This window comes from Streptomyces sp. NPDC038707, from assembly GCF_040636485.1.
Classification (GTDB): domain Bacteria; phylum Actinomycetota; class Actinomycetes; order Streptomycetales; family Streptomycetaceae; genus Streptomyces.
Map to the genome: position 1 here is coordinate 1 of NZ_JBEZUP010000074.1, position 9,989 is coordinate 9,989.

Here is a 9,989-nt window from a genome sequence, read left to right on the forward strand (position 1 = left end):
TGGAACCGTACTGGCCCGCGTAGGTCTTGCCGTTGACGGTGATGGACGACATCTGGGAGTGGTCGGTCCACGTCTCGCCGGTGCGCAGGTAGTCGCTCCTCGGCGTCGACGTCCTCTCCCACGTGGTGCCGCCGGCGAACCGCAGCGTCAGGGTGAGTGATCGGGCGGCTTGGCCACGGCGGCGCACCCTCTGCCCGCGTGACATTGAGGACCAGGCCGTGCTGCGTCCGCTGACCCGCAACCGGACCGCTCCGCCGTACGAGCGGGCCCGCCTCGCCGCCGACGCACTGGCCGCCCGGGTCCACGCGGTGCGGCGAGCGGAGCGACTGGGCTCCCGCCCCCGGCCGCACCCCGTCGCCGTGCCCGCCGCCTCGAGGCCGCGCCCGCGGCCGTTGCGCACCGGCCGGAAGGCCGGCCGCCTCCTGGAGCAGGAGACCGGCGTCGACACGGTGGAGCAGATCCGCCGGACGCTCGAAGCCGTCGCCGCCGAGCTCCAGGACGGCATCCGCGAGCGCGCCGTCACCCACGGCCCCAGGCCGCGGCCCGCCCCGGCGACGGCACAGCCGCCGCACACCCAGCAGCCCGGGCAGCACACACCGGGCCGGAACCCCACTGGAGGAGTCACGTGAGCACCCTGGAAGACCAGCCCAACCCGGACGAAGCTCTCGCCCGCGCCCGTGCGGCCCGCGAGCAGATGGCTGCCGCGCTCGGCGAGGACCAGGAGCCCGAGTCCGGTGAATCGCTGGGGTGGCAGCCGGTCCGGAAGCGGCCTCCAGCCGGAGACCGCCGGGGCGGCTGAAGGCCGCCGGACGGCGCCGCCTTGCCGCCGGGCAGTCGCGCCGGTACTGGTCCCGACGGAACCGGGTCGGCAACGCGGCCGCGCGCGGGTATGCCCGGGTGGCTTCGTTGATGTCCAGGGACAGCGTTTGTCGACGGTTTCCGGAGGCAGTCAGTGATCAACGAGCTCGGAGATGTCGAGGCGAAATGACGGCACTGCCGTCCGCGCCCCGTGGCACGACAGCACGTTCGCCCATGAGATGGTTGCAGTCATGACAGTTGGCGCGCCGGACAGCGAGGTTGCACTCGAGACGAGTCGCCTGCTGCTGCGACCTTGGCGGGTGGCCGAGGCTGTCGTCCAGCGTGAACTGTGGACCGAACGTGATCCACGAGTGCCGCCGCACCGCCGAATCGACACGGACGGACACCCCACGGTCGCGGAGCTCGAGGATTCGATCCGCACCAACAAGGTGTGGTCGACCGGGTTGCTGGCGGTCGAACGGAAAACCTCTCGTGACGTCATCGGCTACTGCGGCCTGGTCGACAGCGGGCGAGGATCCGTAGGGGAACCGGAACTCGCATTCGAGCTGCTACGCCGAGTTTGGCGTCAGGGATACGCGACCGAGGCCTCGTTGGCGGTTCTGGAATGGGCGCGATCGTCTGGGTACGAACGTCTATGGGCCACGGTCTGGGACTGGAACACCGCTTCTCGCCGAGTGCTGGCCAAGGTCGGATTCACCGAGACCGATCGGAAGGAAGTGGACGCGGTGCACGGGACCACCTTGTTCACCACGAGACGGCTCTGACACACCCGGCGATGGTCACGCCGGATCGCCGCGTACAGCTCGACCTTCGACATCTGCGGCATGACCAGCACCTTTCACCAAGAGCATCCCGATGCTGCCCTGGCAAGGGCCCTGGTGCCTCCCAAACTCGTCAACATCACCCGACCGTGGTTCGGGGTGCCTCCCAAACTCGGTGCTGGCACAGATCTTGGGGAATCGTCTCGGCGCGTTACCCCGCCGTTCGATTGCGAGGAGACGGGCTCGCGTGAGACCGCGTACGCCCTGGCGTCCAGCGATCTGAATTGACGCTCCCTCAGGTCCCTGCCGCCGCCGCTGCAGCCGGTTGTGGCCGGTGATGGTGCTGGTCATGCAGACCGATGCACCGTTCTGGGACTCGCTGGTGTTCAACGGAATCGACGATGTGGATGTCGAGGCCGTCACAGCCGCGTTCGGCACGGTTGAGGTGGCGGCGAGAGGCCGTGCCGCCGGCTCTGCCTGTCCGGACTGCGGCCGTTTTTCGGACCGAGTCCACGATCGCTACCAGCGCAGGCTGAAGGACCTTCCACTCGCTGAGAAGGGCTTTGTCATCCGGCTGACGGTCCGGCGCTTCATCTGCGGGGCGGGGGATGCCCGCGCCGGACGTTCGCCGAGCCGTTCTCGCAGCTGGCTGCCCCGCACGCACGGTTCACCACTCGGCTCAACCACGCCCTGGAGCGAGTGGGACTCGCGCTGGCCGGGCGGGCTGGCGCCCGACTGGCAGCCCAGCTGGGCTTCGGAGCCGGCCGGATGACTTTGCTACGGAGGGTCATGGCACTGCCCGATCCGCAGTTCGGTACTCCGCGCGTGCCGGGCGTGGACGACTTCGCGGTCCGCCGCGGCCAGCCTCCACCGTCTTGACCAGCGTCGAAGACCATCGCGTGGTCGACGTGCTCCCGACCCGTGAGGCTGGGCCGCTGGCCGCCTGGTTGAGCCGCCACCCCGGCGTGGAGATCATCTGCCGGGACCGGGCGGGCGCATATGCCGAGGGTGCCCGGCGCGGTGCCCCCGAGGCTCTGCAGGTCGCCGACCGGTTCCATCTGTGGCAGGGTCTCGGCCGGGCCGTGGAGACTTGCGTCGCCACACATCGCGACTGTCTGAGGAATCCATCTCTCAGCGGCATCCTGACGGAGACCACCCGGCTGGCTTCCGGTCGGCCGCAGGACAGCGCGGCGCCAGTGGCCGGCGGGCCGAACGGAAGTAGGCAGCACATGCCCTGGTCCACGAGATGCTCGCCCGGGGCCACTCACGCCGGGCGATCGCCCGGCACCTGGGCTGGGGCCTCAACACCGTGCTCCGATACGCGAACGCCGCGCGCTGGCAGGACACCGTCCGCGAGAACCGGCCCCGGCCTAGCAGGCTGGACCCCTACAAGCTCTACCTGGAACGACGATTCACGGAGGGATGCACCAGCGTCACGCGGCTCCACGGTGAGCTGGTCGCCCAGCAGGCACCCGTCACCTACGGCATGGTCCGCGCCCACATCGCCACCTTGCTTGCGAGGGGCTCCGTCCACTGCACCGTCGCGGCCGCCGACGGTCCGGCAGGTGACCGGCTGGCTGACCCGCCGCCCCACCGCCCTGAGCGAGGGGGACCGCGTCGGCCTGAAGGATGTCCTGGCCCGCTGTCCCGGCTTGGCAACGGCTGCCGGACACGTCCGCGACTTCGGCGAGGTACTCACCCGCCGCCTCGGCGCCACGCTCCCCGCCTGGATCGACGCCGTCGACGCCAGCCAGCTGCCCGGGCTCACCGGCTTCGCACTCCACCTGCTCCGCGACCTCGATGCCGTGACCGCCGGTCTCACTCTGGACTGGAGCTCGGGCAGCATCGAGGGCGCTGTGAACCGCATCAAAAAGATCAAGAGACAGCTCTACGGCCGTGCCGGATTCGAACTTCCACGCAAGATGATCTTGCTTCAGCAGTGCATCCGTCTGGGTGCCGGCCCGCCGGCTTCCCGGCCCCTTGAGATCAGAGTTCGGTCGTCCAGATTCCGACAGGATGGTCACTCGGAGGCAGCCACAGCTGAGGCTGTGACTCGCGATGCCTCTCGTCAGCCTGCTCATCCCAGTGGAAACGGCCCTCGGTATCAGGCCACGCGACTTGCAGTACAGGGAGAGGCGGTCGCCGGTAGAACCCGATGGCCTGCCCGAAGAAGGTCCGGTACCAGCCGCGATCAACCTGCCTGAGCGCGACCCGATGCCCGACGACAACATCGAAGTGGCTTTGGCCAACCGCCAGTGCTTCGCCCGCGGCGGACTTCTCTCCGAGAGTGTTGAGCATGCGGTGCATGGCGTGGACATCGAGACCGAACATGGCGAGTTCAGACCCGCCATGAGTGTGCGCGAGGCCGATCGTGTAGGCGAATCCAGGCCCGATCTCGTCTTCGGGAACCATCACGACGTGCCATCCGTGCTGCTGCACGTGCTCGATGACCGTCTGATCCATGCGGTCCGCTTCGTCCCGGTCGCCGTAGTCATGGCAGAGGACGCAGCGGCAGTGGAACGGATCAGCAGTCATGTGCGGAGGGTACGAGGTGAGCATTCACGTCGAGCAACCGGGGTTTGGACCCCTCATTCGAACGGCTCCGTCACCCTCCGCGACGGCTCCCCAGGATCTGTGCCAGAACCGAGTTTCGACAGCAGATGTCCGCCTCATCGGGCAGCGCGTGGACGGCGGCTGTTCGATGTTCATGAGAAGTGACGGCGGCCGTGAGGCGGCTGGCCGAGCAGTCGCCTCCGCCGGTCGAGGACCGAGCCACGATCACGGCCTGGTGGCCAACCAGACGGTCACGGCCGCGGTGGCGGTGAGTCCGACATTGAGTGTGATTTGGCGGTCTTCGCCGGTCAGGTGAACGGCGATCGCACCGGCCTGCAGGAGTACGAAGCCGATGGCTGCGGCCGACGCCAGCCAAGGAGCGGTGCCGGTCAGCGGTGGCAGCATCAGGCCGGTCGCGCCAAGTATTTCGACCACCCCCAGCGCCCTGAGGGCGGGCAAGGGCATGCGGTCGACCCAAGCCATCATCGGTCGGAGTTGATCGCGGCTGCGGATCACCTTCAGCGTGCCTGCGTAGAAGTAGAAGATCGCGAGCAGTCCCGCGACGATCCAGTAGGCGATGTTCATGGTTCCCGTTCACGAGGGCCCCGGTTTGCGGGGGCGTGTCGATTGCGTCGAGTGCCAGGGAAGCCCCTGGAGAAGGCCGGTCCGTCGTCCGAGGGGTTCGGACGCGAGACGGGAGCGCGCCATGGCCCCAGAGGCGAAAGGAGGGCGGCCGGGCCGTTCCGTCCTGTCGGCTTCAGGTGAGGCCGGTGGCGGGCTGTGTCGCGTAGCGGCTCATCGTGTCGATGTTGGCCTGTGGCGTCAGCGGCTGGCCGCCGATGAGCACCGCCTGAAGGTCTCGGAAGTACTGCACGTACAGGTCGGGTGTGAATGTGCTGAGCATGACGGCGGGTTGGTCGGTCAGGTTGGCGAAGGTGTGCGGGGTGCCGGGCGGAACCATGACGAGGGTTCCTGAGGTGGCGTCGTAGTCCTCGTCCCCGACGGTGAACCGCACAGTCCCGGAGAGGACGTAGAAGCCCTCGTCGTGTCGGGCGTGACGGTGTTGCGGCGGACCCTGCGTGTGCGGGGCGAGGACGGACTCGGCGATTGCGAGGCGGTGCCCGGTGTGGCTGCCGTCCTCCAGAACGCGCATGCGCGTGGTACCCAGAACGATGGTCTCGCCGTCGTCGGGACCCACCACAGATACGGCGGGGTCGGCCTGCGGCTCGCTGGTCTTGGTTTCTTCGGTCATGCTCACGAGTGCACCGCCGGGGCGCTGCCGGTGTCCAAGACCCATCTCGCAGAGCCGATACCTCGTGGGTATCGTTGCAGCGTGGAGCTGCGGACCTTGCGTTACTTCGTGGCGGTCGCCGAGGAACTCCACTTCGGCCGGGCCGCCACCCGACTGCATATGAGTCAGCCGCCGCTGAGCCGGGCGATCAAGCAGTTGGAGGCCGATGTCGGGGCTCTGCTGTTCGCCCGCTCGCCCACCGGAGTCACCCTCACTCCGGTGGGCAGGGTGCTGCTCGACGAGGCGCGAGCCCTACTCGACCATGCCGATCGCGTCCGGGTACGCGTGAGCGCGGCGGCCGGTGTCGCGACCATCACCGTCGGCATCCTGGGTGACGGCACCGACCCGGGAGTGGCCAGGCTGGCCGCCGCCTACCGTCGACGCCACCCCGGCATCGACATCCGCATCCGCGACACCGATTTGACCGACCCGACGTGTGGGCTGCGCGCCGGACTGGTCGACGTCGCCTTGACTCGAGCGCCGTTCGATGAGACCGCCCTAACGATGCGTGCGCTGCGGACCGATCCGGTCGGCGTGGTCCTGCGCGCCGACGATCCACTGGCCCGCCGCGATGGGCTGCGGCTGGCCGAGCTGCATGACCGCCGCTGGTTCCAGTTCCCGCAGGGCACCGACCCCATCTGGCAGTCGTACTGGAACGGTGGGAGACCGCGCGAGGGACCAGTGGTGCGTGCCGTCCAGGAATGCCTGCAGGCTGTGCTGTGGAACGGCACGGTCGGCCTGGCCCCGCTCGGACACGACCTGCCCGCGGAGCTGGCCGCGGTGCCGCTGATCGACATGGCGCCGAGCCGAGTGGTGGCGGTGTGGAACGAAGGTGACACCAATCCGTTGATCCGATCCTTCATCGAGATCGCGGCAGCCGCGTACCGCCACTGAGCACCGGCAACTCGTGCTACCGCAGCTCGTGAACCAATCGAACACCGCAGCCCTCGTGACCGCCTCCCGAAACGGTGAACATCTGCTGTCACTTCTCGTGAACAAAGCCACGCACGTCCGGGCCCGGCGTCAGCTGCCGCTTTTACTACTCCGGCGACACAACCTGACGGCTACCCGGCGGGCGCTGTCGCCTACGACCCTCCCTTGGTTCGCTGGTTGGCGGTGTTTTTGCACCCGTTCAGGCGTCAGTGTTTAGGCATTCACCGCAGCACCTCATGTGGGCCAGTCGGCGGTGGCTCCTGGGTATTCCTCCCCAGAGGAGGCTTGCTCAGGCGCCTCGTCGGCTTTGAGATGGAGACCCACGAGCCGAAGAATCCGACCGCAGCGGGGAGGGGGGAGCGCGGTGTGCAGCTTTGAGACGGGACAGACGATCGTACGGCGTGATGTACCCGGCCGGCAGTGGTGCCTGGCCATATCCGCTGCGATTGTCAGCGTCGTCACCCGGCAGCCTGGTGGCGGCCCTCGCCGTCACCGGCTTCCTCGCCAACCCAGGCCACCCGTCCGACGAGAACTCAAAAAAGGGGGAAGAGTGACTAGCCCACAACCTGCGCCAAAGGGACCCTTGGCCTACCGAAATCCTGCGGAAAGGGGAGACAGGCTTTTCCAGGGAATCCTGGGCAAGTGGTTTCTTGAACAGGGGCATGCACACGAGGCGTTGAAGTGGCTGATGCCGTTGATCGGCAGTGGATTCAACGTGGAAGAGGCCATCGCAGAAGCGTGCGAGCTGCTCGCGCGAACCGACCCGCAGCACAAGGCGGAAGCCGAATGATGGCTGCGCTACCTCAAGGTCCACCACCCCCAGGCCATCGTGACGTGGCTCATCAATCGTGGGCGCACGGAAGAACTGCTGAAGTGGCTGATCCCGCTGGCCGAGACAGGACAGAATGTAGCTCTCACCGCCGACACGCTGGCCCTGCTCGCACGGACTGACTCCCGGTACGAGGCGGAAGCCGAACGCTGGCTACGGTCCCTGGGAAGCGGAGGAATTCTCCAGCTCGCGCGCGAAATGCGTTCGTGGCCATCGGGGCGGGAGGCCGAGGCGAAGGAGCTTCTCGTCGCTCTCGCACGGGATGGGAACGGCTTGGCAGCCGACGAGCTGGCACGGTGGGAACGCTCCGACCCCATTGCCGCCATCACATGGCACTGCCGCGCCATCGACCTGGGATGCACTCAAAGCTGGCACGACCTCGAAGAGGTCCTGCGCGAGCTGCAACCCGTAACGGCCGACGACCGGGCACTGGCAGAACGCGCCCGTGCCGCGCTGGATACTGCACGGGCAGCGGAGGGACCGGAGTGGGCGACTCCTGATGTGGCAGCCCGTTTGTCGGAAGAAGCGATAGCTGCCGCGGTGGCTACGGCCGCTGTCATGCCGTTCGTCCAGAACATCGCCTCTATGGCAGCCAGTGACGTCTACGCCATGGTCAAACAACTGTTCGCTCGCGCGCTGCGACGGAATGCCCAGGAGCTCACGGAACGGCGCACGGGCCCCACACTGCACGTGACAGGCGACAGCGTCGCCAACACGTGGTTGGAGATGCGAGGCCGCCCGTCCGATGACGCGCTGCGCAAACTGAGCGAGGCAGACCTGGAAACCCTCGCGGCCCCTGACCCGCGGGGACGCACCGTCACCGTCTACTGGGACGATGAAGACGGGGAGTGGCGACGACGGGTCGAATAACGCTTCCCTCGTGTCATGCCGGGGTGTCTTTGAGTTCTTCGTCAAGTGGCTCGAGGACTCCACGGCTCGTAAAAGGGTCCGTCGCGGAGTATGGCGAACAGGCCGCTGATGCGATGGCGGCAGAGGCGGGGGAGTGCGTGGGCTGCGCGCTGGTCCGTCGCTGCGATCCCGAAAGCCCTCTGTGGTCGACCCTCCTCGGCGCTGTGGGCGACGGCGCTGGACTACGTTTTCACCGCAACGTTGCCCAGCGGCTCGGCCAGCCCCTACCCGCCAGCGACGCCGACCTCCTCCGCCAGATCTTCACCGAACACGCCGAACTGGCCTGGCCGCGTCCTCTTCCACCGCTCCGCCTGACCCCTGGCACGGCGACGCCACCCCACCCACCGGAGAGAGACGGCGTCACCGGACAGTGGTAACAGGTCAGGCCGGGGCGGCCTGCTTCGCCAGCGCGGCGAGCGGGGAGCGCCGGCCTTTCTCCACCGTGCGCAGCTACTCCCAGTCGACCTCGGGGTGGGCGGGGATGACCCCGTCGACGGAGGCGGTGGTGTAGAGAGCGACGTCGACGGCTCCGGCCCGGCTGGTGCCGAAGCGGACCTCGATCGACTGCGGGGAGCGGACCCATCCGAGCCGGACCATGTGGTCGAAGTCGACCCTGCGCCAAGCCGACGGGTTCGTGGATTCCTGGAGGGGAAATCCCTGGAACCGGAGGCTGGCTGGGCTCTTGACGGCAGAGTAGCCCGCGGGTTCCAGGCCTCCAACTGGTCTCGACAGTGTGAGCTGCTCTCAGCTGTCAGCGAGCCTTCGCAGTCGGCGCCAGATTGCATGAGCAGGTATCGATCAACCCGCGTTGGGCCGCCACAGCCAGCGCAGAGCGTCAGGAAGCAGGACTCCGCCGTGGTTGGGGCTGTGTCCGCCGTCTCCTAGGACAAGGCGGAAGTCGTAGCCCGCTTCAGCGAGAGCGGCTGCCACACGCAGGTTTTCGGCGAGCCAGTTCCGCCGTGGCTCATTCCAGTGCAGATCGCGGTGGCCGCCTTGTATGAAGACGCGCAGCGGCTTGCGGGGGACGCGGGAGATGAGGTCTGGATAGGGATTGCCTTCCGGCATCTGCGCGAAGCTGGACAGGTATCCGATGACGCGGCGGAACTTGTCCGGACGCAGCCACGCGGCGGTAAAGGCGCAGTTGCCGCCGCTGCTCCCGCCGCAGATGCCCCACCTTTCGGGCGACCGTGCGATGGTATAGCGCTCGGTAACCTGCGGGATGATCTCGGTGAGGAGGAAGGTGACGTACTGGTCATCGAAGGCGTCGTACTCGTTGTTGCGGTTCTTTGGGTTCTCTGCGTTGGGGAAGACGCCAGGACCGACGAACACGCCGATGGTGACGGGGATGTCGCCGCGGTGAATGAGGTTGTCCAGGACGATCGCGCCGCGTACCTCCCCGGCGGGGTCCAAGTACCACCATCCGTCCTGGAACACCATCAAGGAGGCCGGTTCCGCTGGGTCGTACTGTGCTGGCACGTGTACCCAGAACTTCCGGAAGGTTCCCGGGTAGACCTCGCTGTCCCTCCAGTCGAACTCCACCGTCTCGCCAGCGGGCACGCCCGGCTGCAGAGCGGAATCGGGTCCGTGGACGTAGCGCACGTTCGACTGGTCGATCGGAAGCGGCTGGTAGGGCATCTCAATGGTCACGGGGAGCAACCGTAGGGCGATCACCACCCTTGGCCGCAAGGGAATTTTCGTGATCGCGAGCAAGATGAGCGGGTCCGGCAGTGGTGCAAGGCCAAGATCGGGGCGTGCACAGTCGCAATGGACACGCCCACGTCGGCGGGCTCATCGCTGAGTGAGCGTTTTCAGCGGGGCCACCGATCGAGTGATGGCCTCGGTGCCCGCAACGGACAGGGCCCCTGCGCCGTTGGGTGAGGTGTTCGAAGTCTCA

Annotated in this window: 12 protein-coding genes and 2 pseudogenes; 8 read left to right on the top strand and 6 right to left on the bottom strand. The window is 67.6% G+C overall.

Features of this window, described 5'->3' with window-relative positions:
* On the bottom strand, positions 1-205 hold a 205-nt coding region (locus tag AB0E62_RS39515; protein ID WP_362205863.1), incomplete at its 3' end, for a hypothetical protein.
* On the opposite strand from AB0E62_RS39515, the pseudogene AB0E62_RS39520 reads away from it, so the two are divergent.
* The 5 genes and pseudogenes from AB0E62_RS39520 to AB0E62_RS39540 form a co-directional block, all read left to right on the top strand.
* Positions 183-629: pseudogene (locus tag AB0E62_RS39520) on the top strand (conjugal transfer protein TraA); the annotation flags it as partial. The gene AB0E62_RS39515 and the pseudogene AB0E62_RS39520 overlap by 23 nt on opposite strands.
* Positions 626-799, top strand: a complete 174-nt coding sequence (locus AB0E62_RS39525) for a hypothetical protein (RefSeq protein WP_362205833.1) — start codon at positions 626-628, stop codon at positions 797-799. The pseudogene AB0E62_RS39520 and the gene AB0E62_RS39525, both read left to right, overlap by 4 nt.
* Before the next feature lie 250 nt (positions 800-1,049).
* Complete coding sequence (locus AB0E62_RS39530; protein ID WP_275677047.1) at positions 1,050-1,583, top strand: GNAT family N-acetyltransferase; 534 nt, start codon at positions 1,050-1,052, stop codon at positions 1,581-1,583.
* Between the two features lie 346 nt (positions 1,584-1,929).
* Positions 1,930-2,352, top strand: a complete 423-nt coding sequence (locus tag AB0E62_RS39535) for a transposase family protein (protein WP_362205836.1) — start codon at positions 1,930-1,932, stop codon at positions 2,350-2,352.
* Between the two features lie 136 nt (positions 2,353-2,488).
* Positions 2,489-3,433: pseudogene (locus tag AB0E62_RS39540) on the top strand (transposase); the annotation flags it as partial.
* 133 nt (positions 3,434-3,566) lie between these two features.
* On the opposite strand, the gene AB0E62_RS39545 reads toward AB0E62_RS39540, so the two are convergent.
* From AB0E62_RS39545 to AB0E62_RS39555, 3 genes are all read right to left on the bottom strand, one after another.
* Positions 3,567-4,115 (bottom strand): DUF4262 domain-containing protein, encoded by a 549-nt coding sequence (locus AB0E62_RS39545; RefSeq protein WP_362205839.1) that lies wholly within the window; start codon positions 4,113-4,115, stop codon positions 3,567-3,569.
* Between the two features lie 243 nt (positions 4,116-4,358).
* Positions 4,359-4,718: a DoxX family protein gene (locus AB0E62_RS39550; RefSeq protein ID WP_362205842.1), complete on the bottom strand. Its 360-nt coding sequence runs from the start codon at positions 4,716-4,718 to the stop codon at positions 4,359-4,361.
* A gap of 172 nt (positions 4,719-4,890) precedes the next feature.
* The gene (locus tag AB0E62_RS39555) at positions 4,891-5,385 is read right to left on the bottom strand and encodes a cupin domain-containing protein (RefSeq protein ID WP_362205845.1); all 495 of its coding nucleotides are present in this window, start codon (positions 5,383-5,385) and stop codon (positions 4,891-4,893) included.
* Between the two features lie 81 nt (positions 5,386-5,466).
* Between AB0E62_RS39555 and AB0E62_RS39560 the strand changes: the two genes are divergently transcribed.
* The 3 genes from AB0E62_RS39560 to AB0E62_RS39570 all read left to right on the top strand — a co-directional run bounded on the left by AB0E62_RS39560 (position 5,467) and on the right by AB0E62_RS39570 (position 8,056).
* On the top strand, positions 5,467-6,318 hold the full coding sequence (locus AB0E62_RS39560; protein ID WP_362205848.1) for a LysR substrate-binding domain-containing protein: 852 nt from the start codon (positions 5,467-5,469) through the stop codon (positions 6,316-6,318).
* Between the two features lie 622 nt (positions 6,319-6,940).
* Positions 6,941-7,147, top strand: a complete 207-nt coding sequence (locus tag AB0E62_RS39565) for a hypothetical protein (protein ID WP_362205851.1) — start codon at positions 6,941-6,943, stop codon at positions 7,145-7,147.
* A 39-nt stretch (positions 7,148-7,186) separates the two neighbouring features.
* A complete protein-coding gene (locus AB0E62_RS39570) occupies positions 7,187-8,056 on the top strand; it encodes a hypothetical protein (RefSeq protein WP_362205854.1) in 870 nt (289 codons plus the stop codon).
* A 489-nt stretch (positions 8,057-8,545) separates the two neighbouring features.
* On the opposite strand, the gene AB0E62_RS39575 is transcribed toward AB0E62_RS39570, so the two are convergent.
* Both AB0E62_RS39575 and AB0E62_RS39580 read right to left on the bottom strand, forming a co-directional pair.
* The gene (locus AB0E62_RS39575; RefSeq protein ID WP_362205857.1) at positions 8,546-8,692 is read right to left on the bottom strand and encodes a hypothetical protein; all 147 of its coding nucleotides are present in this window, start codon (positions 8,690-8,692) and stop codon (positions 8,546-8,548) included.
* Positions 8,693-8,893: 201 nt separating this feature from the next.
* Complete coding sequence (locus AB0E62_RS39580; protein ID WP_362205860.1) at positions 8,894-9,742, bottom strand: alpha/beta hydrolase-fold protein; 849 nt, start codon at positions 9,740-9,742, stop codon at positions 8,894-8,896.
* Positions 9,743-9,989: the final 247 nt, after the last annotated feature.

Excerpts from the sequence above, each read along its gene's own strand:
- AB0E62_RS39530 (WP_275677047.1), top strand. The coding sequence starts at position 1,050 with ATGACAGTTGGCGCGCCGGACAGCGAGGTTGCACTCGAGACGAGTCGC.
- AB0E62_RS39535 (WP_362205836.1), top strand. The coding sequence starts at position 1,930 with ATGCAGACCGATGCACCGTTCTGGGACTCGCTGGTGTTCAACGGAATC.
- AB0E62_RS39545 (WP_362205839.1), bottom strand. The coding sequence starts at position 4,115 with ATGACTGCTGATCCGTTCCACTGCCGCTGCGTCCTCTGCCATGACTAC.
- AB0E62_RS39550 (WP_362205842.1), bottom strand. The coding sequence starts at position 4,718 with ATGAACATCGCCTACTGGATCGTCGCGGGACTGCTCGCGATCTTCTAC.
- AB0E62_RS39555 (WP_362205845.1), bottom strand. The coding sequence starts at position 5,385 with ATGACCGAAGAAACCAAGACCAGCGAGCCGCAGGCCGACCCCGCCGTA.
- AB0E62_RS39575 (WP_362205857.1), bottom strand. The coding sequence starts at position 8,692 with ATGGTCCGGCTCGGATGGGTCCGCTCCCCGCAGTCGATCGAGGTCCGC.